Source organism: Methylobacterium sp. yr668, assembly GCF_900116245.1.
GTDB lineage: Bacteria > Pseudomonadota > Alphaproteobacteria > Rhizobiales > Beijerinckiaceae > Methylobacterium.
In genome coordinates, this window is the sequence record NZ_FOZY01000017.1 from 96,633 (window position 1) to 117,870 (window position 21,238).

At 72.9% G+C, this 21,238-nt stretch carries 22 protein-coding genes and 1 pseudogene; 5 read left to right on the plus strand and 18 right to left on the minus strand.

What is annotated here, in order from left to right:
• Positions 1 to 23: 23 nt before the first annotated feature.
• Entirely contained in the window at positions 24 to 290 is a 267-nt protein-coding gene (locus BM419_RS20465) for a GCG_CRPN prefix-to-repeats domain-containing protein (protein WP_244540812.1), read from the plus strand.
• A gap of 66 nt (positions 291 to 356) precedes the next feature.
• Here the strand turns inward: BM419_RS20465 and BM419_RS20470 are convergent, their stop codons facing one another.
• The 10 genes from BM419_RS20470 to BM419_RS32490 form a co-directional block, all read right to left on the minus strand.
• Positions 357 to 971 (minus strand): NIPSNAP family protein, encoded by a 615-nt coding sequence (locus BM419_RS20470; RefSeq protein ID WP_091927543.1) that lies wholly within the window; start codon positions 969 to 971, stop codon positions 357 to 359.
• A 106-nt stretch (positions 972 to 1,077) separates the two neighbouring features.
• Positions 1,078 to 1,359, minus strand: coding sequence for a hypothetical protein (locus BM419_RS20475; RefSeq protein WP_020095400.1), 282 nt, complete (start codon positions 1,357 to 1,359; stop codon positions 1,078 to 1,080).
• Complete coding sequence (locus tag BM419_RS20480; RefSeq protein ID WP_091927544.1) at positions 1,356 to 3,746, minus strand: hybrid sensor histidine kinase/response regulator; 2,391 nt, start codon at positions 3,744 to 3,746, stop codon at positions 1,356 to 1,358. The genes BM419_RS20475 and BM419_RS20480 overlap by 4 nt, the downstream gene beginning before the upstream one ends.
• Before the next feature lie 52 nt (positions 3,747 to 3,798).
• A complete protein-coding gene (gene rarD, locus BM419_RS20485) occupies positions 3,799 to 4,695 on the minus strand; it encodes an EamA family transporter RarD (protein ID WP_020095402.1) in 897 nt (298 codons plus the stop codon).
• 146 nt (positions 4,696 to 4,841) lie between these two features.
• Positions 4,842 to 5,444 carry a pyridoxamine 5'-phosphate oxidase family protein gene (locus BM419_RS20490; RefSeq protein ID WP_091927545.1) on the minus strand — a complete coding sequence of 201 codons (603 nt, stop codon included), beginning with the start codon at positions 5,442 to 5,444 and terminating at the stop codon, positions 4,842 to 4,844.
• A complete protein-coding gene (locus BM419_RS20495) occupies positions 5,441 to 5,773 on the minus strand; it encodes a lipid-A-disaccharide synthase N-terminal domain-containing protein (protein ID WP_020095404.1) in 333 nt (110 codons plus the stop codon). Before BM419_RS20495 ends, BM419_RS20490 begins: the two co-directional genes overlap by 4 nt.
• Positions 5,767 to 6,558 carry a glycosyltransferase gene (locus BM419_RS20500; protein ID WP_091927546.1) on the minus strand — a complete coding sequence of 264 codons (792 nt, stop codon included), beginning with the start codon at positions 6,556 to 6,558 and terminating at the stop codon, positions 5,767 to 5,769. Before BM419_RS20500 ends, BM419_RS20495 begins: the two co-directional genes overlap by 7 nt.
• Positions 6,555 to 8,276, minus strand: coding sequence for a glycosyl transferase (locus BM419_RS20505; protein WP_091927547.1), 1,722 nt, complete (start codon positions 8,274 to 8,276; stop codon positions 6,555 to 6,557). Before BM419_RS20505 ends, BM419_RS20500 begins: the two co-directional genes overlap by 4 nt.
• Positions 8,277 to 8,441: 165 nt before the next feature.
• Complete coding sequence (gene metC / locus BM419_RS20510) at positions 8,442 to 9,632, minus strand: cystathionine beta-lyase (protein ID WP_020095407.1); 1,191 nt, start codon at positions 9,630 to 9,632, stop codon at positions 8,442 to 8,444.
• A gap of 107 nt (positions 9,633 to 9,739) precedes the next feature.
• The gene (locus BM419_RS32490; RefSeq protein WP_012319140.1) at positions 9,740 to 9,913 is read right to left on the minus strand and encodes a ribosome modulation factor; all 174 of its coding nucleotides are present in this window, start codon (positions 9,911 to 9,913) and stop codon (positions 9,740 to 9,742) included.
• 88 nt (positions 9,914 to 10,001) lie between these two features.
• On the opposite strand from BM419_RS32490, the gene BM419_RS20515 reads away from it, so the two are divergent.
• Positions 10,002 to 10,271: a hypothetical protein gene (locus BM419_RS20515; RefSeq protein WP_056532366.1), complete on the plus strand. Its 270-nt coding sequence runs from the start codon at positions 10,002 to 10,004 to the stop codon at positions 10,269 to 10,271.
• A gap of 99 nt (positions 10,272 to 10,370) precedes the next feature.
• On the opposite strand, the gene ntrC is transcribed toward BM419_RS20515, so the two are convergent.
• The 3 genes from ntrC to dusB are packed head-to-tail and all read right to left on the minus strand — an operon-like array spanning position 10,371 to position 14,059.
• Positions 10,371 to 11,837 carry a nitrogen regulation protein NR(I) gene (ntrC, locus tag BM419_RS20520; RefSeq protein WP_012319142.1) on the minus strand — a complete coding sequence of 489 codons (1,467 nt, stop codon included), beginning with the start codon at positions 11,835 to 11,837 and terminating at the stop codon, positions 10,371 to 10,373.
• A 48-nt stretch (positions 11,838 to 11,885) separates the two neighbouring features.
• A complete protein-coding gene (locus BM419_RS20525) occupies positions 11,886 to 13,028 on the minus strand; it encodes a two-component system sensor histidine kinase NtrB (RefSeq protein ID WP_020095410.1) in 1,143 nt (380 codons plus the stop codon).
• Positions 13,025 to 14,059, minus strand: coding sequence for a tRNA dihydrouridine synthase DusB (gene dusB, locus BM419_RS20530; protein ID WP_091927548.1), 1,035 nt, complete (start codon positions 14,057 to 14,059; stop codon positions 13,025 to 13,027). Before dusB ends, BM419_RS20525 begins: the two co-directional genes overlap by 4 nt.
• A 171-nt stretch (positions 14,060 to 14,230) precedes the next feature.
• Between dusB and BM419_RS20535 the strand changes: the two genes are divergently transcribed.
• The gene (locus BM419_RS20535; protein WP_091927549.1) at positions 14,231 to 15,562 is read left to right on the plus strand and encodes a bifunctional 2-C-methyl-D-erythritol 4-phosphate cytidylyltransferase/2-C-methyl-D-erythritol 2,4-cyclodiphosphate synthase; all 1,332 of its coding nucleotides are present in this window, start codon (positions 14,231 to 14,233) and stop codon (positions 15,560 to 15,562) included.
• Between the two features lie 59 nt (positions 15,563 to 15,621).
• Here the strand turns inward: BM419_RS20535 and BM419_RS20540 are convergent, their stop codons facing one another.
• Positions 15,622 to 16,020: an MAPEG family protein gene (locus BM419_RS20540; RefSeq protein ID WP_020095413.1), complete on the minus strand. Its 399-nt coding sequence runs from the start codon at positions 16,018 to 16,020 to the stop codon at positions 15,622 to 15,624.
• A 103-nt stretch (positions 16,021 to 16,123) separates the two neighbouring features.
• Here BM419_RS20540 and BM419_RS20545 point away from each other — a divergent pair, with 103 nt between their 5' ends.
• A complete protein-coding gene (locus BM419_RS20545) occupies positions 16,124 to 16,621 on the plus strand; it encodes a CinA family protein (RefSeq protein ID WP_091927550.1) in 498 nt (165 codons plus the stop codon).
• A gap of 77 nt (positions 16,622 to 16,698) precedes the next feature.
• Positions 16,699 to 16,847: pseudogene (locus BM419_RS31695) on the plus strand (FAD-dependent oxidoreductase); the annotation flags it as partial.
• Positions 16,848 to 17,125: 278 nt separating this feature from the next.
• Here BM419_RS31695 and BM419_RS20555 read toward each other — a convergent pair.
• The 4 genes from BM419_RS20555 to glpK all read right to left on the minus strand — a co-directional run bounded on the left by BM419_RS20555 (position 17,126) and on the right by glpK (position 21,214).
• Positions 17,126 to 17,584: a type II toxin-antitoxin system RatA family toxin gene (locus BM419_RS20555; protein ID WP_020095415.1), complete on the minus strand. Its 459-nt coding sequence runs from the start codon at positions 17,582 to 17,584 to the stop codon at positions 17,126 to 17,128.
• 15 nt (positions 17,585 to 17,599) lie between these two features.
• Positions 17,600 to 18,583, minus strand: coding sequence for a lipoyl synthase (gene lipA, locus BM419_RS20560; RefSeq protein WP_020095416.1), 984 nt, complete (start codon positions 18,581 to 18,583; stop codon positions 17,600 to 17,602).
• A gap of 134 nt (positions 18,584 to 18,717) precedes the next feature.
• Entirely contained in the window at positions 18,718 to 19,449 is a 732-nt protein-coding gene (locus BM419_RS20565; RefSeq protein ID WP_020095417.1) for an MIP/aquaporin family protein, read from the minus strand.
• Positions 19,450 to 19,708: 259 nt separating this feature from the next.
• Complete coding sequence (gene glpK / locus BM419_RS20570) at positions 19,709 to 21,214, minus strand: glycerol kinase GlpK (RefSeq protein ID WP_091927552.1); 1,506 nt, start codon at positions 21,212 to 21,214, stop codon at positions 19,709 to 19,711.
• Between the last annotated feature and the right edge of the window lie 24 nt (positions 21,215 to 21,238).

Sequence of the window (21,238 nt, forward strand, 5' to 3'; positions counted from 1 at the left end):
TGTGCTTAGCGGGAGAGAATCTCATGAGAATGACCGGCCTGATCGTCGCCGCGTCCGTCGCCCTGTTCGCCGGCGGAGCCCAGGCGATGCCCGTGGCACCGCTGGCCGGCGGCGACGCCGCCGTCACCCTCGTCCGCGGCGGCTGCGGGTTCGGCGCCCATCGCGGGGCCTACGGCGGCTGCCGCCTGAATCGCGGCCCGCGCGGTGCGATCCGCCGCGCCGTCACCGGCGCTCCCCGCGGCTGCCCGCCCGGCCTCTATCGCGGCCCGCGGGGCGTCTGCCGCCGCTGAGTGACGGCGCTGGCGCCGCCCCCTGGGGTGGCGCCAGCGCGGGTTGCGGCTCTCGACGGATGGCGGTCAGCGCAGGGGCGAGCGCCCCTGGGGGAGCGCGATCGTCGCGGTCGCCTCGGCGATCTGGTCCGGGCCGCCCTTCGGCGGCCAGATTCCCGCCTCGTAGGCGCGGGCTCGCAGTGCGGCCCGCTCCTCCAGGCTGCGGAAACCCCAGATGTGCGTGATGCGCGGTGCGCCGTCGAGGGCGTACAGGTTGACGACGAGGTGCTGCGTGTAGGCGCGTGCCGGCTCGATCGCGGCCTCCCAGGCCGCGAGGGTCGGCGGCAGGCCCCCCGGCTTCTGGCGATAGGTCCGGATCTCGTACACCCCGCCCCGGTCACCCGTCCGGATCGGCGGCAGGAAGGGGAACGGGGCGTAGCTGTCCATCTCCAGCGCGGTGATCACGTGCCCGGCGTTGAACGGGTTGGCGCTGAGGAGGGCGCGCCGGCGCTCGGCGGTCATGTCCTCGGGCGCCGCGAAGCCGCGCAGCACGATCAGGCGCCCCAGCGTCCCGATCTCGGTGCGCCAGCAGCCGACCAGCTCGCCCTTGGCGTCGGGATCGTCCAGCCAGGCCTCGACGCCGGCCGAGACCTGACCCACCGCGAGCAGCGGGCACGAGAGGGTCGCGAGTTCGTACAGCATGGGCGCCTCGGCGACGTCGTCCCGTCGACGTCACGCCGTCAAAGCGGGAGATCGTCTTTCGTTGCCATCGGGACGCGCGGACCAGCTCCGCGCCGCCGGCCGAGCCTCACAGCTCGGCGCGGGCATCCTCCAGCAGCTGCGCCAGCCCGCTGTCGACCTCCTCGGCGAGCATCGTCCGCTCGGCGTCGGTGAGGTCCTTGGCCCAGGCGCCGCTGCCGAACCCGTCCGTGCAGCGCGCCCGCTCCGAGGCGATGTAGGCCTCGGTCTCGACCGGCCGGGTCTTCATCGCGTGGACGAAGCCGAACCATGCCGCCCGCTCCACCACCGCGAGCCGCGCCCGCAGCCGGATGGCCACCGCCTTCTCCGGATCGATCCCGTCCGCGCTCATCGTGGTTCTCCCGCGTCCTTCTCGGCCAGCCGATCCAGCAAACCCTGGAGCTGCCCCGGCACCGGCTCGGTCGCCGAACGCGCGTAGAGGACGCGCAGTTGCCGGCCGATCTCCGCGAGGCTCATCGAGCCCTTGGCGATCACCCGGTCGGCCTGCCGGTTCAGGCTCTCCTTCTCGGCCGCCGTGACCTCCTTGGCGGTGAGCACCACCACGGGCACGTCGCCGTCGGGCCGCGACCGGAGGGCCCGCAGGAAGCCGAACCCGTCCATCTCGGGCATCATCAGGTCGAGCAGGATCAGGCTCGGCCGCGCCTGGCTGACCCGCTCCAGGGCGATCCGGCCGTTCTCCGCCTCGTCGACGGTCCAGCCCTCGCGGCCGAGCGACCGGCGCAGGCGCTCCCGGGCATCCGCGTCGTCGTCGACCACGAGGACCCGCGCCTCGTTCGGCGCCGCGGGCCGGTAGCGCTCCATCAGGCCCTTGAGCCGGTCCCAGTCGATCGGCTTGACGAAGTAGTCGGTGGCGCCGAGCGCTTGGCCGAGCCCCTGCTCGGCCACCACCGAGGTCATGATCACCGGCGTCCCGGCGAGGTCGGGGTCGTTGCGGACCGCGTGCAGGACCGCCCAGCCGTCCATGCGCGGCATCTCGACGTCGAGCAGGATCGCCCGCGGCTTCAGGGCCCGGGCGAGCGTCAGGCCGGCGCGGCCGTCGTTGGCGCTGCGGACGTGGAAGCCCTCGCGCTCCAGGAAGCGCTGGAGCAGCTCCCGGGCGGCCGGGTCGTCGTCGACCAGCAGCACCGTCTCGTGCTCCTCGTGCGGCTCCACCGGCGCGTGCGCCTCGGCCTCGGTCGGCGGCGCGTCCTCCGGGCGCAGGGTCGCGGGCAGGCGGATCGTGAAGGTCGCGCCCGCGCCCGGGGTGCTGGCGACGCCGATATCGCCGCCCATCGTCCGGCAGAACGCGCGGGTGATGGCGAGCCCGAGGCCCGTCCCGCCGAACTGCCGGGTGGTCGAATCGTCGGCCTGGACGAAGCGCTCGAACAGGCGGTCGATCTGGGCCTCGGTCAGGCCGATGCCGGTGTCGGCGACCGCGAAGGACAGCCAGTCGGCCCCAGCCTCGCGGTGCCGCCGCACCGTCAGGGTGATCGTCCCCCGCTCGGTGAACTTCGCGGCGTTGCCGATCAGGTTCAGCAGGCACTGGCGGATCTTGGTCTGGTCCTGGTGCATGGAGCCCAGGCCGGCCTCGCCCGCCGCGCCGGCGTCGAGGACGAAGCGGTTGCCCTTCTTCTCGACCAGGGATCCGGTGGAATCGGAGACGTCCCGGAGCAGGTCGGCCACCGTGAAGGTCTCGGCCGAGGCGGTCATGCGGCCGGCCTCGATCTTCGAGATGTCGAGGACGTCGTTGATCAGCGACAGCAGGTGACGGGCGGCCGCCTCGATCTTGCGCAGGTCCGGCAGGAGGGCGGCCTGGCCGATATCCTCCAGCTCCTCGCCGAGCATCTCGGAGTAGCCGATCACCGCCGAGAGCGGGGTGCGCAGCTCGTGGCTCATGTTGGCGATGAACTGGCTCTTGGCCCGGTTGGCCGCCTCGGCGGCCTGTCGGGCGCGCTCCACCGCCTCTTCGGCCTCCTTGCGCTCGGTGACGTCGACGCAGGTACCGACCCATTCCCGCAGGGAGCCGTCCTCGGCGAGGACCGGCACGCCGCGCACCTCCATGGCGCGCCAAGCCCCGTCGTGCCGGCGCAGCCTGTACTCGACCTCGTAGGTCGCGCGTGCCTCCACGCAGGCCGCCCAGGCATCGGCCGCGTGGCCCCGGTCGTCGGGATGGACGGCGTCCAGCCAGCCCCAGCCCTGATAGGCCTCCTCGGTCTGGCCGGTATAGGTGCTCCACCGGACCTGCGGCGGCAACAGCTCGCCCGCCGCGTCCGTGTTCCAGATCACCGCCGCCGAGGCGTCCACCAGCGCCCGGAAGCGCTGCTCGGAATGGCGCAGGCGCTCCTCGACCGCGCGGCGGACGGTGATGTCGGTGTTGGTCCCGTACCAGCGCAGGATCCGCCCGGATCCGTCCCGGTGGGGCAGCGCCTTCGACAGGAACCAGCGGTAGCTCCCGTCGCGGCCGCGCAGCGGGAACGTGTCTTCCCAGGACCGGCCCAGCGTGATCGCGGCGCGGTAGCGCTCGGTCACCGCCGCGACGTGGTCCGGGTGGTGGACCGTGCGCCAGCCCCAGCCCCGCATCTCGTCCAGGGAGGTGCCCGTGTAGTCGTACCAGCGCTGATTGTACCAGACGATGGTGCCGTCGGCCTCGGCGATCCAGGCGAGCTGCGGCAGCGTCTCGGCGAGGTTGCGGTAATCGGCCTCCGTGACGGACCCTGGGCCGCTCTCAGTCTCGCTCATCGACCCGACGCTGTCCCGTCACCCGCCCCGCGGCGGCTTGAACCAGTATTCCTTATACACGCATCGCGTCCGGATCCGACCGCGGGGCCGCGGGAGCCGGCGGCCGGCGAAAACGCAGGGCGTCGATCGTGTAGAGCGCGAGTGCCACCCAGATCAGCGCGAGCATCAGCGCCCGATGCGGCTCGACGCGCTCGCCGTAGACGAGGACGCTCAGGACGAGCAGGCAGGTCGGCGCCACGTACTGCAGGAGGCCCAGGGTCGTGAGCCGCAGGCGCACCGCCGCCGCGGCGAACCAGATCAGCGGCAGCGCGGTGGTCAGGCCCGTGAGCATCAGCAGGGCACGGTCCCCCGGCGCGGCCGGCAGGAACGGCTCGGGCGACAGGACGAGCCAGACGATCGCCGCCGGCAGCAGCAGCAGGGTTTCGGCCAGGAAGCCGACCAGCGCGTCGACGCCGACGATCTTCCGGGCGAGCCCGTAGAGGGCGAAGCTCACCGCCAGCGACAGCGACATCAGGGGCAGTTCCCCGGCCCACACCACCGCGACGGCGACGCCCGTCGCGGCGATGCCGATCGCGACGGCCTGCGCCGGCCGCAGGCGCTCGCCCAGCACCACCCGGCCGAAGGCCACGCTCACCAGGGGATTGATGTAGTAGCCGAGGCTCGCGTCGAGCAGGTGACCCCCGCTGACGGCGTAGAGGTAGAGCAGCCAGTTCACGCCGATCATCGCCGCCGAGAGCACCAGCAGCGCGTGGCGCTTCCGGAGCGGCAGCGGCAGGTTGAGGCGGTGGCGGGCCGCGAGGATCAGCGCCAGCGCGCCGGCGAACACGCTCGACCAGACGATCCGCTCCGACAGGATGTGGTACGGCGTGTAGGCCCCGAGCATCCGGAAATGCACCGGGACCACGAGGCCCCAGCTCAGGTAGGCGGCGAGCGCGTAGACGAGGCCCACGGAGTCCTCCCGGTCGACCCGGATGGGCGGCCGGGTCCGCGGGCTTTAGCCCGGACGGCCCGATCGCGACAGGCCGGGCGGTGCAGGGCTGCCATCCGGACCGGCGAGCCGACCCCGGGCGGCCCGGCTCGCGGACGGCGCTCCGGCTACGGCGCGATCCAGCCACCGGACCACCCGCCGGGCTGCCGATGCCAGGCGGCCCGGCGGTGCCCGCGGCGGTCGAGATAGAGGAAATCAAGGCGCTCGGCCCGAACCAGAACGGCGGCGAAGTGCGGCCGGCCGAGCGTCGCGGCCGCGGTCTCGTCCGGAAGGCTGTAGGCGTCCCCCGCTGGAAGCGACGTACCGGGGCCGGGCTCGGCCCCGTAGCAGACCCGGCTCATCGCCCGGGACCCGGTCCAGGCCGCCTCGGCCAGAGCGTCGTCGGTGTGCAGCGTGGCGCGGCCCTCGACGCGGATCTGGATCTTCGCGGCCGCGTCGTAGGCGGCGAGGGCGCACGCAGGATCGGTCAGGATCTCGGCGGCCTTGTCGGAGCGGCGGTCGCAGTGGAACCGGAGCGTCCCCTCGGCCGGGTCGGCGGCGCGCAGGACCACGGTGCGCAGCCGCGGCCCGCCGTCGGCCCCGAGCGTCGCCAGGGTCGGCAGGTGGAAGCCGCCACGGCTATGGGCGGCCCCGTCCGCCAGCAGCCGCCAGAGTTCCGCGAAGGTGGCGTCGAGGTCGTCGTAGAAAGCGGGCAGCGGCGTCCGTGTCATGCGGCGCCCCGCTTCCTCCGCCGCTCGCGGAAGATCAGCGCCAGGTTGCGCAGGTAGATGCCGGTGGAGAGGCTCTGGCCGATGATGATCACCGGCTCGCGGCGCACGAACCCGTAGACCAGCGTCATCATCCCGCCGAGGATCGACAGGAACCAGAACGACAGCGGCATCACGCTCCGCCCGGCCCGCTCGCTCGCGATCCATTGCAGGATGAAGCGCGATCCGAACACCACCTGGGCGACGATTCCGAACACCAGCCAGAAGTCGAGCCGGGTGACGAACACGTCGTAGAAATAGGCCGGCAGATCGTGGGCGAGCTGGATCAGCATCCGACGTCCTGGTCCGCGGGTTGGCCGGCCGGCGGCTCCGCCGGCGCGCCGGCGGGGCCGGCGATCTCCTCGGGCCGCGGGTCCGCGCGCTTGCGCCGGATCAGCCACCAGACGCCGGCGAGATCCAGAAGCCCCACCCAGAGGCGGTCGAACAGGCCGTAATTGGACACGCCCGTCAGCCGCGGCCGGTCGACCACGTCGCGGTGGACGACGGAGAAGCCCTCGCGGGCGACCAGGGCCGGCATGAACCGGTGCAGGGCGTCGAAATACGGCAGCCTGAGGTACACGGCGCGGCGGAAGACCTTCAGGCCGCAGCCGGTGTCGCGGGTGGAATCGTTGAGGATCCGGCCGCGCACGCCGTTGGCGATCCGGGACTGGAGCATCTTGAAGCGGCCGTCCTTGCGGCCGCGCCGCTGGCCCTGGGCGAGACCGGCCCCCGGTCCCGCCGCCTCAAGGGCCTCGAGCAGCGCGGGGATGAAGGCCGGATCGTTCTGGCCATCGCCGTCGAGGGTCGCGACGATCCCGCCGCGGGCCGCCAGGACGCCGCTGCGCACCGCCGCCGACTGGCCGCCGCTCCGCGCGTGGCGCAGCACCCGCAGCCAGGGGCGCCCCGCCCGGGCCGCCGCCAGGGCCGCCGGCGTGCCGTCGGTGGAGCCGTCATCCACGTAGATCAGCTCGAAGGCGAGGCCCGCGCCGGCGGCCTCGATCTCGGCCACCAGGGGCGCGATGTTGCCGGCCTCGTTCTTGACCGGAACGACGACGCTGAGATGGGGGGATCCGCTCACGGCGCCACCGCGTAGGCCGTCACGAAGACCCGGCGGCCGGTGTTGAGGTTGAAGCCCTCGACCTCCGCAAGGGGCGCGGGCGCGCCGCGTCCCACCGGCCAGGCCGCGTTGAAATCGTCGCGGTCCCGGGATTCCACGAAGAGCAGGCGGCAGCCGCCGCCCTCGAGGAAGGATCGGGCGGCGGCCCCGTCGGGCGGCAGGGCGAGGCCGGTGCCGACGAGGAAGACGAGGCTCGGCTCGCGGTAGCCGAGGCTCGCCACGAGCGGGTTCGGGCAGGGCATCCGCTCGCGCAGGGCCGCGAGCCGCGGCGAGACCTTCAGGGCCGGCAGCGAGCGCTGCGCCACGCCGAGCACCGCGGGCCCGAGCAGGGCGGAGGCCAGCACGCCGAGGACGAGCGCGCGCTCGGCCGACCCGTGCGCGAAGGCGAGCCAGGCCAGGAATGCGACCGCGCAGGCGGCGGCGAGCAGCGGGAGGGCCGGCCACGGGATCGTGTGGGCGTCGAGGCGCCAGCCGGCGAGGCAGAGGCCGAGGGTCAGGGCGACCGGGATCGCCGGCAGCAGCAGGGCCGTCAGGCGGGCGCCCCGCAGGCGCGGGTCCAGCGCGCCCCGGTTCAGCGCCAGCACGGTCAGGATCGCGAGCCAGGGCATCAGCGGCAGCACGTAGTGGGGCAGCTTGGTCGGCACCGCCTCGAAGATCAGCCAGGCCGGCAGCACCGCGGCGATCAGGAAGATCACGGCGGGCTCCCGCCGCGCCCGCCACGCGAAGGGCAGGCTCATGGCGGCGAAGGCCGCCCCGGGCCAGAAGGTCGCGAAGAACACGAGCGCGTAGGCTCCGGGCGGTCCCCAGTGCCGCTCGGCCACCCCGCCGACCTTGCCGAGCATGTCGTGCCCGACCGCCTCGGCGTAGAAGGCGCCGCCGCTCTTCCAGGCGATCGCCGCGAACCAGGGCGCCACCAGCAGGAGCGTCAGGGCGAGGCCCGGCCCCGGCCGCAGGGGCAGCAGCCAGCGGCCGGACCGCGCGACGAGCGACAGGCCGAGCGCCGGCAGCGCGACGAAGAGCGGCACCATCGGCCCCTTCACCAGGATCCCGACCGCCATGCCGAGCCAGAACGCCGCGAAGGTCGGCCGCGAGACCGGCCTGCCGTCCCGCGGCGCCAGCCACGCGCGGGCGAGCGCGGCGAGGCTCGCGGTGGCGCAGGCGGCGAGCAGCGCGTCCGTCTTGGCGAGGTGGGCCTCGGCCGAGAGCATCAGGCAGGCGCCGTAGAGGGCGGCGGCGAGCAGCGCCGACCGTCGGGGCAGGAAGGCGAGCGCGCCCCAGTAGGCGAGCAGGACCGAGGCGACGGCGCCGATCAGCGACGGGATGCGGTACAGGGCGATCTGGGTGCGGGCGCCGGGCACGCCCAGCGCCTCGCCGGCCGCCACGGCGGCGGCCTGCGCCCAGTAGATCCCCACCGGCTTCTTGTGCCGCGCCTCGCCCTGGAAGCGGATATCCACGAGGTCGCCGCTCTCCAGCATCTGCTTCGAGGCCTGGGCGAAGCGGGGCTCGTCCCGGTCCATCGGCTGCAGCGAGATCTGGCCCGGCAGGAACAGGAGCAGGCACAGCGCCAGCAGGGCGGCGGCGGCCCTGCCGTGGGTGAGGCTCAGCGCGTCGAGCCCGCGGCCGATCCGGTCGACGGGGGCAAGGCGCGGCGCGCCGCCGGCGGAGAGGCTCGTGGTCATGCCGGGCCGGTCAATCAGGAACGCGGCGCGAGGTCAAATACGGCGGTGCCGTCGCCGGTCGCCACGGCGCGCGCGCACATCACGATGCGCGGATGTGGCGCCGCTCCCGCCGCGCGTCCCGGCCCTGAGGTTCGCCGGTCCCCGCCCGTCGGGGACGGGACCGCCCTACGACGCCGCCCGGAGGCGCGCGAAGCCGGCGTCGAGGTCGGCCTTGAGGTCGGCGGTGTCCTCGAGGCCGATGTGGAAGCGGAGCGCCGGTCCGCCGGGCGCCCACCGGGTCGCGGTCCGGTAGCCCGCGCAGTCGAAGGGGATCACGAGGCTCTCGAAGCCGCCCCAGGAGAAGCCCATCCCGAAGAGCTGCAGCCCGTCGAGCATGGCCGCCACCGCCGCCTCGGGCACCGGCTTGAGGATCACCCCGAACAGACCGGAGGCGCCCGCGAAGTCGCGCTTCCAGATCGCGTGGCCCGGATCCTCCGGCAGCCCGGGATGGAGCACCCGCAGCACCTCGGGGCGCGCCTGGAACCACCGGGCCATCTCAAGGCCGGCGCGGCCGTGCTCGCGCAGCCGCAGGTTCATCGTCCGCAGGCCGCGCAGCGCCAGGAAGATGTCCTCCGCGCCGGCGCACATGGCGAAATGGTCGAAGGTGCGGCGCACGGCCGGGTAGTAGCGCGCGTTGGCGGAGGTCAGGCCGATCAGCAGGTCCGAGCCACCGCTCAGGTACTTGGTGCCGGCCTCGACCGCGATATCGACGCCGCGCGCGTGCGGCGGGAACAGCAGCGGCGTCGCCCAGGTGTTGTCCATGATCACGCAGGCATCGTGGGCGTGCGCCACCTCGGCGATGGCCGGGATGTCCTGCATCTCGAAGCTCTGAGATCCGGGCGCCTCGACCAGCACGGCCCGGGTGTTCGGGCGCATCAGTTCCGCGATGCCGGCGCCGATGACCGGGTCGTAGTAGGTGATCTCGACGCCGTAGCGCGCCAGCACGCCGTCGCAGAACTGGCGGGTCGGCCGGTAGGCGGAATCGGTGACGAGGAGGTGGTCGCCCGCCGACACCGCGGCCATCAGCGCCACGGTGAGCGCCGCGAGGCCCGAGGGCGTCACGACGGTGCCGGCGGCGCCGGCGAGTTCCGTCCAGGCCCCCGTCAGCGCGTCCATGGTGGGCGTCGCCGAGGTGCCGTAATTGTAGCGCCCGCGCCGGTTCTTGATCGCGTCGTAGGTCGGGTAGAGGACCGTGGAGCCGCGGTAGATCGGCGTGTTCACGAAGCCGTGTTGCTCGCCCGGGTCGCGGCCCGCGTGGACGAGGCGCGTCGCGGGCGCGAAGGTCTGCGTGGCGTCGGGCGAGGGCTTCAGGGACATCGAGGCTCGGAGATCGCGTTGCGGTGCACCGCACGAAGCGCGCCGCGCCCGGCGAGGTCAAGCCGGACGCGCGGGCTCGCAGTGCCGGGCCGCCGCGTTTTCCGCCGTCACGGCTTCTCGGGCGGATCCGAGACCACGGCCTCCTCGTAGGCCTCCATCCACGCGGCGCGCTCCTGGGAGCCCTCCGGGTAGGGGCATTCGCTCACGGGCTTCCCGTAGAGGCGCGCGTTGCGGCCCTGGATGAACGGGCTGTCGCTCGCGGTGGCCTGGACGTTGGTCAATATCGCCTCCCGAAGACTTGGAGTGGGGCTTCGTTAACGGCCGCGCCGTAAATCTGTTGCCGTCTCAAGTCGCGTCCCGGGTGGTCGCTTGCGTATCCTGCGTTCCCTCCTCGGCGCCGTCCTCGTCCTCGTCTCGACGGCGACCGTCGCCCTCGTCAGCGCCGACCGGCTCGCCCATCTGGCGCCGGCGCCGGTGGTCCGTGCTGCCCAGGCCGAGCCGTCGGCGACGGGGTCGATCCCGCTTCCGGCGAAGGCCGCACCGGCGCCGAAACCGGCCGTGCCCAGCATCCCCAACGGGTTCGACACGGAGCGGCTGCACGCGCTCATGCGCGGCGATCCGATCCTGCCGGGCCGCTGAGAGCGGGCCGGAGCGCGCTTATCCCGTTTCGGACCTCATCGCGAGGCGCGTCGGGCGCCTCGTGATGAGGGATCTTGGCCGGATCGCCCTGGGATCGCCCTACCGCGCCGTCCGGAAGACCTGCAGGTCGAGGTCGCGGACCTTCTTGCGCAGGGTGTTGCGGTTGACGCCGAGCAGCTCCGCGGCCCGGATCTGGTTGCCGCGGGTGGCGGCGAGCGCGGCGCCGATCAGCGGGCCTTCGATCTCCCGCAGGATCCGGTGATACAGCCCGGGGGGCGGCAGCGTGTCGCGATAGCCGGAGAAGTAGTCCGAGAGGTGGCGCTCCACCGCGCTGGACAGGGTCTCCGACTCGCCGTTGGCCTTGCGGGCGGCGCCGTTGGCGGCCGGCGCCGCGGGTGTCGCCAGCGGCAGCGTGTCGAGCTCGGCCTCGATCACCGGGCCGGTGATCGTCTCCTGCGGGTAGAGGGCGGCGAGCCGCCGGACGAGGTTCTCGAGCTCGCGGACGTTGCCGGGCCAGCGGTAGCGCTTCAGCCGCTCCATGGCGTCGCCGTCCAGGGTCTTCCGGGTCAGGCCCTCGCGCTCGACCAGCACGAAGAAGTGGCGGACGAGGTCCGGCACGTCCTCGGAGCGCTCGCGCAGGGCCGGCAGCCGCAGCGGCACGACGTTGAGGCGGAAGAACAGGTCCTCGCGGAAGATGCCCTGCTGGATCGAGACCCGCAGGTCCTTGTTGGTGGCCGCGATGATCCGGACGTTGGTGCGGATCGGGACCCGCCCGCCCACCGTCGTGTACTCGCCCTGCTGGAGCACGCGCAGCAGCCGGGTCTGCGCCTCCATGGGCATGTCGCCGATCTCGTCGAGGAACAGCGTGCCGCCCTCGGCCTGCTCGAACCGGCCGGCGGAGCGCTGGAGCGCGCCCGTGAAGGCGCCCTTCTCGTGGCCGAACAACTCGGACTCGATCAGGTCGCGCGGGATCGCCGCCATGTTGACCGGCACGAACGGGCCGGTGCGGCGGCGGCCGTAATCGTGCAGCGCCCGGGCGACCAGCTCCTTGCCGGTGCCGGACTCGCCGGTGATCATCACGGTGAGGTCGGTCGGCATCAGCCGGGCGAGCGCCCGGTAGATCTCCTGCATGGCCGGCGAGCGGCCGACCAGCGGGATGTCCTCGTTCTCGGGGGGCGCCCCGGCCGGTGCCGCGCCGCGGGGGCGCGAGAGCGCCCGGCCCACGATGGCGATCAGCTCCTTCAGGTCGAAGGGCTTCGGCAGGTACTCGTAGGCGCCGCGCTCCGAGGCGCGGATCGCCGTCATGAAGGTGTTCTGCGCGCTCATGACGATGATCGGCAGCTCCGGCCGCACCCGCTTGATGCGCGGCAGCAGGTCGAACACGTTCTCGTCGGGCATGACCACGTCGGTGATGACGAGGTCGCCCTCCCCCTGCGCGACCCAGCGCCAGAGGGTGGCGCAGTTGCCCGTCGAGCGGACCTCGTAGCCCGCCCGGGACAGCGCTTGGTTCAGCACGGTGCGGATGGCGGCGTCGTCGTCGGCGACGATGATGTGGCCGTTCGGCATGACTCTCTACTCAGACCTCCGACGGGGGGCCGGATTCGGGGATCGACATCACGGATCGACCGCCGATTCGCGCCCGTCCCGGGCACTCGACATCGGCAGAAGGATGCGGAACGCCGTGCGGCGCGGGGCGGGATCGCACTCGACGATCCCGCCGTGATCGCCGACGATCTTCGCCACCAAAGCAAGACCCAGGCCGGAGCCCTGCGCCTTGGTGGTGACGAACGGGTCGAACAGGTCGGGCAGCAGGTCGGCCGAGATGCCCGGGCCGTTGTCGCGCACCGCCACCTCGATCGGCAGGCTGACCCGCTCGCGGGAGCCCGGAACCTGAAGGCGCAGGCCGGTGCGGAAGGCGGTCGACAGGGTGATCTCGCCCTCGACCGCGTCCGGGCCGATCGCCTCGGCGGCGTTCTTCACGAGGTTCAGGATCACCTGGATCAACTGGTCGCGGTTGCCGAGCACCGGCGGCAGCGACGGGTCGTAGGTCTCGATGAACCGGATGTGCCGGGCGAAGCCCGACTGCGCCGAGCGCTTCACCTGGTCGAGCACCCCGTGGACGTTGACGGCGCCGCGATCCGAAGGGCGCTCGTCGCCGAACAGCTCCATGCGCTCGACGATGCGCACGATCCGGTCCGACTCGTCGCAGATCAGGCGGGTGAGCAGCCGGTCCTCCTCGGCGCCGGTGCTCTCGAGGAGCTGCGCCGCGCCGCGGATGCCGGCGAGCGGGTTCTTGATCTCGTGGGCCAGCATCGCGCCGAGCGCCACCATCGAGCGCGCCGCGCCGCGATGGGTGAGCTGGCGGTTCATCTTGTCGGCGATGGTGCGCTCCTGGAGCATCATCACCACGGCCTCGCCGTCGTCGCCGAGCGGCGTCGCGAACACGTCGACGCTGCGCTCCAGGCCGAGGCGCGGCTGGGTCAGCTCGACCCGGTACTCGCTGACGCTCGCGCGGCGCCGTCGGACCTCGGCCACGAGCGCGATGATCGGCGAGGCGAACGGGATGATGTCGCGCAGGCGCCGGCGCTGCATCAGCCGCGCCGAGTAGTCGAAGAACGCCTCCGCGGCGTGGTTGCAGTGGAGAATCTGCTCGTCGGCGCCGATGGTCAGGACCGGCAGCGGCAGCGCGTTCAGGACGGCCTCGGCGGCCGTGTCGCGCCGGGTGCCGGGTTCGCGCGGGAGGGGCTCGTCGCTCACGCGGCCTCCTGCACGGGGTTCGCCGCGCCCGCGAAGGCCCGGGCCAGCAGGTTGAGCGCGATCTCCGGGTCGATGGTGGTGAGGAGGGTCGCGCGTTCCGCGGGACCCAGCGCGCCGCCGGTCTCGGCATAGGCGGCGAGGTGCTTGCGGGCGTGGCGCACGCCCATGTCGCGGCCGTAGAGCGACAGCAGCCCCGCGTAGTGTTCCGCGGCCAGGGCGGCCTGCGCGGCCCGGGACGGCTCCGCGGCCGGCCGGCCCGCGAGCGCCGCGGCGACTTGGCCGACCAGCCAGGGGCGGCCGGTCGCCGCACGGCCGATCATGACGCCCGCGGCGCCGGAGGCGTCCAGGCAGGCGCGGGCGCTGGCGAGGTCGGTCACGTCGCCGTTGGCAATCACCGGGATCGACACCGCCGCGACGACGGCCCGGATCGCCGACCAGTCGGCGCTGCCCTTGTAGAATTGCTGCCGGGTGCGCCCGTGGACCGTCACGGCGTTCAGGCCCAGCCGCTCGGCCCGGGCGGCGAGATCCGCGGCGTTGCGGCTCGCGTCGTCCCAGCCGAGGCGCATCTTCACCGTCACCGGGACCGACACCGCGCCCCGGACCGCGGCGAGCAGGCGCTCGGCGTGGTCGAGGTCGCGCATCAGGGCCGAGCCCGAGGCGATCCCCGTCACGATCTTGGCCGGGCAGCCCATGTTCACGTCGATCACGTCGGCGCCCCCGGCCTCCGCGATCCGGGCGGCCTCCGCCATCGGGCCCGCCTCGCAGCCCGCGAGCTGGACCACGTGCAGGTCGACCCCGGAGCCCTCGGCGCGCATCGCGGCCTCGCCGGACCCGCGCGCGAGTTCCCGGGCCGCCACCATCTCGGAGACGACCGCGTCGGCGCCGCAGCGGCGGGCGATGCGGCGCATGTGCAGGTCGGTGACGCCCGAGAGCGGCGCGAGCAGGCAGAGCGGGGCGGGATCGGTCCCGTTTGCCCCCTCCGCGGTCGCTTCCGCACGGCGCAGCGCGCTCAAATATTGGTCAGTCGTCATTCTGCACAACAATGAGGCAAAGCCGGTCCGCTGGCAAGCGGGACCGCGCGTTGATTTCGGGCCCTCCCCCGCTTAAACGACGGGCACCCTCCGCGGCAGGGTCACGGCGGCACGCCTGGCCCGCGCGCTGGCCGCCATTCCGCCCCTCAGGACGTCACGAGCTCGTTGCCCATGCCCGCCACCGGCACGCCAGCCACCGGACCCGCCAGCGCGGGAGCCGGCGTCGCCGCGGTGGTGGTGGCGGCCGGACGCGGCATCCGCATCGGCGGCGGCACCCCCAAGCAGTACCGCCGCGTCGGCGGCCAGGCGGTCCTCACCCGCACCCTGGCGGCGCTCGCGGCGGACGACGCGATCGCGCGGATCCAGCCTGTGATCGCCGCCGACGCGGCGGAGTTCTTCCGCGACTGCCTGGAGGAGCTCGCGCCCGCGATCCGCGCCAAGGTCACGCCGCCGGTCGAGGGCGGCGCGACGCGCCAGCTCTCCGTGCGCGCCGGTCTCGAGGCCCTGGCCGCCGGCGACGCGCCCGAGATCGTGCTCGTCCACGATGCCGCCCGCCCCTACGTGGATTCCGCTTTGATCGCCCGGGCGATCGCGGCCGGCCGCGACCACGGGGCGGCCGTTCCGGGCGTGCCGGTCACCGACACGGTCAAGCGCGTCGTCGACATCGCGCCCGGCATCGGCCGGGTGCACGAGACCCCGCCGCGGGAGCAACTGCGCGCGGTCCAGACGCCCCAGGCCTTCGTGTTCGGCCCGCTGCTCGGCGCCCACCGGGACGCCGCCGCGCAGGGCCTCGACGGTTTCACCGACGACGGCGCCCTCGCCGAATGGGCCGGCCTGCCGGTGGTGGTGTTCGCGGGCGACGTCGCCAACCGCAAGATCACCCAGCCCGCCGACCTGATCGAGGCGGACCGGGCCTTCGCGACCGAGACCACCGCATTGCCAGCGCCGGGAGCCCGCGCCATGACCACCTACGTGACCCGCCTCGGCACCGGCTTCGACGTGCACGCCTTCACCACCGGCGACCATGTCTGGCTGGGCGGGGTGAAGATCCCCGCCGACCGCGGCGTGCTCGCCCATTCGGACGGCGACGTGGCGCTGCACGCCCTGACCGACGCCCTGCTCGGGGCCATCGCGGACGGCGATATCGGCACCCACTTCCCGCCCTCCGACGAGCGCTGGCGCGGGGCTTCCTCGGACCAGTTCCTGGCCCATGCCTGCGACCTCGTCCGTGCCCGCGGCGGCCGCATCGACCACCTCGACATCACCGTGCTCGCCGAGGCTCCCCGCATCGGCAAGCACCGCGAGGAGATCCGCGCGCGCATCGCCGCCATCGCGGGCGTCCCGCTCTCGGCGGTCTCCATCAAGGCGACGACCACCGAGAAGCTCGGCTTCGTCGGCCGGGCGGAGGGGCTCGCCGCCCAGGCGGCCGCGACGGTCAGGCTGCCCGAGGAGGACGGCCCCGCCCTCGACGCGCAGGCCGAGACGGCGATGCGGCAGGGCTGAGCGGCCAGGGCTGGGCGGCCAGGGCTGGGCGGCCAGGACCGGGCGCGTCGCGCTCGGTGTCAGGCCACCCGCACCAGCAGCGCGATCGCCGCGACGCCCAGGACCGCCATCGTCAGCAGGATGCCGCCGCCCCGGCAGGCGAACTGGCGCGGCGAGTTCGGGGGCGCGAACATCCCGATCGGGTGCAGGATCCGGGCGACCAGCAGGGCGACCAGCAGCGCCCGGACGAGCCCGTGGCTGCCGCCGCTCGCCTCCAGCAGGCCGATGACGATCAGGGCCAGCGGCACGTATTCCGCGAAATTGGCGTGCGAGCGCACGCGCCTGAGGACCGTGTCGTCGCCGCCGTCGCCGAGCAGCACGTTCCCGGAGACGCGGGCCCCGATCACCCATCCCGAGAGGCCAAGATACACGAGGGCGAGCAGCCCGGCGTAGAAGGCCGTGGTCGCGGGGAAGATCATGGAAGGGCTGTCTCCAGTCGGCGGCCGCCGGTCCTTGAGCCGGGCTCGGCCATGGGTCACAACAGGAGATAGGGCGGCGGCGCCCGAGGGGAGCCCGTTCGCGATGGTCGACGACGCAGAGCTTCTCGCCCGGGCCGAGGCGCTGGTTAACGCCTACGCGGCGGACGGGCGCACCGTCGCCACCGCCGAATCCTGCACGGGCGGCCTCGTGGCCGGGCTGCTCACCGCGGTGCCGGGCTCGTCGGCCGTCCTGGAGCGCGGCTTCGTCACCTACTCGAACGACGCGAAGGCCGAGGCGATCGGTGTGCCCATCGACCTGATCCGCCGGCACGGCGCGGTCAGCGAGCCCGTGGCGCGGGCGATGGCCGCCGGGGCGCTGGCCGCGTCGCGGGCCTCCGTCGCTGTCGCGATCACCGGCATCGCCGGCCCGGGGGGCGGGAGCGCCGAGAAGCCGGTGGGGCTGGTGCATTTCGGCCTCAGTCGGCGAGATGGCGAGACGCGCCACCTGGAGCGGCGCTACGGCGATCTCGGGCGCGCGGGCATCCGCCGCGCCGCCGTGGCCGACGCGCTCGGTCTGTTGGAGGACGCCCTCGGCGACTGATCGCGGCACGGGAAGGACGGCCCACGGGTACGGTGACGACCCGCCTCTGCCTCGTCGGCGGGGGCCCCGCCGGGACGATGGCCGGCCTGCTCTTCGTCCGCGCGAGCCTCGCCGTCACCGTTCTGGAGACGCACGCGGACTTCCTGCGCGACTTCCGCGGCGAGACCATCCACCCCTCCGGCCGATGGACGAGCCGGGCTTCACCGAGCGCTTCCGCGCCCTCCCCCATGCAGTCCCGCGTGATCGCCGCGTCGCTGGCGGCCGACGTGCCGCTCCGGGCGCCGCTCGCCCTGCGCCTCCTCGACGCCCTGCCGCGGCTTCAGGTCCTGCCGGCGCGGAGGATCGGGATGGATGTGCGGCCCGAGCATGTGCGCGTGTCGCTGCGGGCCTGACGCCATCCCTGCGCACCGTCTTTGCGAGCGCAGCGAAGCAATCCAGGGCAACGCCACATTCGGAGGCGTCCCATTTCCCTGGGTCGCTTCACGGCGCGCGCGAGGACGGCGGCTAAGCCCGCGCCCCGTACATCCGGTTCGCCCGCCCCTCGAAGGCGTCGGTGAACTTGCGGAAGGCGCGGTCGAACATCGTGCCCATGAGGAGACCCAGGGTGCGGCTCTTGAACTCGTAGGTGATGAAGAAGTCGACGTTGCAGCCGCCGTCGGGGCCGTCCTTGAACAGCCAGCGGTTCTCCAAGTGCCGGAACGGGCCGTCGATGTACTCGGCGACGATCTTGAGACTCGCCGGATCGAGGGTGACCCGGGTGGTGAAGCGCTCACGGATCGCCTTGTAGCCCACGCCCATCTCGGCGATCAGCACCTGCCCGCCCTCGGGCATGTCCTGCCGGCGGATCACCCGCAGGGATTCGCAGAGCGGCAGGAACTCGGGGTAGCGCTCCACGTCGGCGACGAGGTCGTACATCTGCTGCGGCGTGTGCTTCACCGCGCGGGTGACCCGGAAGGACGGCATGGTCTTCGGATATCCTCAGGCCGAGAGCGCGGGCGACAGTTTGGCCAGACGCGCCGCCTGCAAACGCGCGAAATCCTCGCCGGCATGGTGCGACGAGCGCGTGAGCGGCGTGGCCGAGACCAGCAGGAAACCCTTGGCGTAGGCGGTGGTCTCGTAGGCCTTGAACTCGTCGGGGGGGACGAAGCGCACGACCTCGTGGTGCTTCTTCGACGGCTGCAGGTACTGTCCGACGGTGAGGAAGTCGACGTCGGCCGAGCGCAGGTCGTCCATGAGCTGGAGCACCTCGTTCCGCTCCTCGCCGAGCCCGACCATGATGCCGGACTTGGTGAAGATCGTCGGGTCGAGCTCCTTCACCCGCTGCAGCAGGCGCACCGAGTGGAAGTAGCGGGCACCCGGCCGCACCGTCAGGTACTTGGCCGGCACCGTCTCCAGGTTGTGATTGAACACGTCGGGCTTGGCGGCGACCACGACCTCCAGCGCCCCGTCCTTGCGCAGGAAGTCGGGCGTCAGGATCTCGACGGTCGTGCCGGGACTCGCGAGCCGGATGGCCGCGATGGTCCGGGCGAAGTGCTCGGCGCCGCCGTCCTTCAGGTCGTCCCGGTCCACCGAGGTGATGACCACGTGGTGCAGGCCGAGCTTGGCCACCGAATCGGCGATCTTGTCCGGCTCGCCCAGGTCGAGGGCGTCGGGCAGGCCGGTGCGCACGTTGCAGAAGGCGCAGGCCCGCGTGCAGGTGTCGCCCATGATCATGAAGGTGGCGTGCCGCTTCTCCCAGCACTCGCCGATATTCGGGCAGCCCGCCTCCTCGCAGACCGTAACCAGCCCGTGCTCGCGCACGATCTTCTGCGTCTCGGACCAGGCCCTGGAGCCGGGCGCCTTCACGCGGATCCAGTCCGGCTTCTTGGCCTGGACGGGCTGGTCGGGCCGGTGCGCCTTCTCCGGGTGGCGCAGGCGGACCGGCCGCGGATCGTTCTTCAGAGTGTCGAGGACGACGGCCATGGGTCGGGGGCACACCGCGGGCAAGCGCCCCAGGGGCGCGGTCGGGATCGCCCTGACTTAAGGCCCAAGGCCGCGCGCCGCAAACCGCCGCGACGCCGGGCCGCCCCGCGGTGGTTGAGGGTGCGGCCGTTCCGTCAGATCCCCAGCGCCCGGACGAAGAGCCCGGCCAGCACCGCCCCGACCAGGGGCGCGGCCACCGGGATCAGCGCGTAACCCCAGTCGGAGCTGCCCTTGCCGGCGATCGGCAGCACCGCGTGGGCGACGCGCGGCCCGAGGTCGCGGGCCGGATTGATGGCGTAGCCGGTGGTGCCGCCGAGCGAAAGGCCGATGCCCCAGACCAGCATGCCGACCATGTAGGGCGCGACGGCCCGCGGGATCGCGCCGGCCGAGCCCAGGGTGGTGGTCACGAGGGCGGAGATCGTCAGGATCAGGAAGAAGGTCGCGATGATCTCGGAGATCCAGTTGGCCTTCGCGTCGCGGATCGCCGGGCCGGTGCAGAAGCAGGCGAGCTTGAGGCCGGGATCCTGGGTCGCGCCCCAGTGCGGCAGGTAGTGGAGCCAGACCAGCACGGCGCCCACGAAGGCGCCGAGCATCTGGGCCGGGATGTAGACGGGGATCTTGCTGAAATCGCCGGAACTGACCGCGCCCGCCACGGTCACGGCCGGGTTGATATGGGCGTCGGCGCTGCCGGTGGCGTTGGCCACGAAGACGCCCGCGAGGACCGCGAAGGCCCAGCCCGCCGTGATGGCGATCCAGCCGGCATTCTCGCCCTTGGAATGCTTGAGCAGGGCGCCGGCCACGACGCCGTCGCCGAGCACGATCAGGGTCATCGTGCCCAGGAATTCGCCCAGGAAGGGTGATGTCATCGTCTCGTCTCCCCCGTTCGCTGCTTTTTGTGAAAGTTCAAAGCTTTGGCGAGCGCGTGAACGCCGGTGGCGGTCACCGAATGGTCACGCAGATCCGGGGCGGCGCCCTCTCCTGCGGTACCGGAGCGCCCCGGAGGCCTCTTCGAAGGCCTCCGGGGATCCCGCGGCGATCTGGAGCCCTTCTTCGAGGCCGCCGCGCAGCGGCTCCGGATGCGGGCGCGAGTGGGACTGCGCGGGGCGTGTGCGCCCCGAGCCCGTCTCAATCCTCGTCGGTCTTCCAGTCGAAGGAGCGCTGCACCGCCCGGCTCCAGGCGGCGGCGATCTTCTCGCGCTGGCCGGCATCCATCTTCGGCGTCCAGCGCTTGTCGACGCCCCAGTTGCGCTTGAGGTCGTCGAGGCCCTTCCAGTAGCCGACCGCGAGACCCGCCGCGTAGGCGGCGCCGAGCGCCGTGGTCTCGGCCACCTTCGGGCGCACCACCGGCACGTCGAGCAGGTCGGACTGGAACTGCATCAGGGTGTTGTTGGCGACCATGCCGCCGTCGGCCCGCAACTCCTTGACGGGGATGCCGGAATCCTTGGCCATGGCCTGCAGCACCTCGCGGGTCTGGAAGGCGGTCGCCTCCAGCACCGAGCGGGCGATGTGGCCGCGGTTGACGTAGCGGGTCAGGCCGATGATCAGGCCGCGGGCGCCCTCGTTCCAGTGCGGCGCGTAGAGGCCCGAGAAGGCCGGCACGAAGTAGACGCCGCCGTTGTCCTCGACCGTCGTGGCGAGCGTCTCGACCTCGGCGGAATCCTTGATCATGTGCAGGTTGTCGCGCAGCCACTGCACCAGGGCGCCCGTGATGGCGATCGAGCCTTCGAGCGCGTAGGCCGGCTTCTGGCCATCGAGGCGGTAGGCCAGCGTGGTGACGAGGCCGGCCTTCGACGGGACCGGCTCCTCGCCGGTGTTCATCAGCGCGAAGCAGCCGGTGCCGTAGGTGTTCTTGGCCTCGCCCGGCGCGAAGCAGGTCTGGCCGAACAGGGCCGCCTGCTGGTCGCCCAGGATGCCGGCGATCGGAACGCCCGCGAACGGTGCCTTGGTCTCGCCGTAGACCTCGCTCGACGAGACGATCTTCGGCAGCATCGCCTTCGGGATGCCGAAGGTCGTCAGCATGCCCTCGTCCCAGTCGAGGGTCTTCAGCGACATGAGCTGCGTGCGGCTGGCGTTGGTCACGTCGGTGACGTGGAGGCCGCCCTCGGTGCCGCCGGTCAGGTTCCAGACGAGCCACGTGTCGATGTTGCCGAACAGCACGTCCCCGGCCTCGGCCTTCTGCCGGGCGCCCTCGACGTGGTCGAGCAGCCAGCGCAGCTTGAGGCCGGAGAAGTAGCTCGCCAGCGGCAGGCCGGTGAGATCGCGGAACCGGTCGCGGCCGCCGTCGCGGGCGAACTCGCCCACCAGCCGGTCGTTGCGGGTGTCCTGCCAGACCAGGGCGTTGTGCAGGGGCTTGCCGGTCGTCCGGTCCCAGATCAGCGTGGTCTCGCGCTGGTTGGTGATGCCGACTGCCGCGAGGTCGGAGGGCTGGAGCCCGCCCTTCTCCAGGGCCTCGCGCATCACGCTCTGGGTCTTCGTCCAGATCTCGGTGGCGTCGTGCTCGACGTGGCCGGGAGCCGGGTAGATCTGCGCGTGCTCGGCCTGGGCGAGCGCGATCACGCTGCCCTCCCGGTCGAACACGATGAAGCGGCTGCTGGTTGTGCCCTGGTCGATGGCCCCGACGTAACGGCTCATCGTTCCCTCCCCTAGATGGCCCGA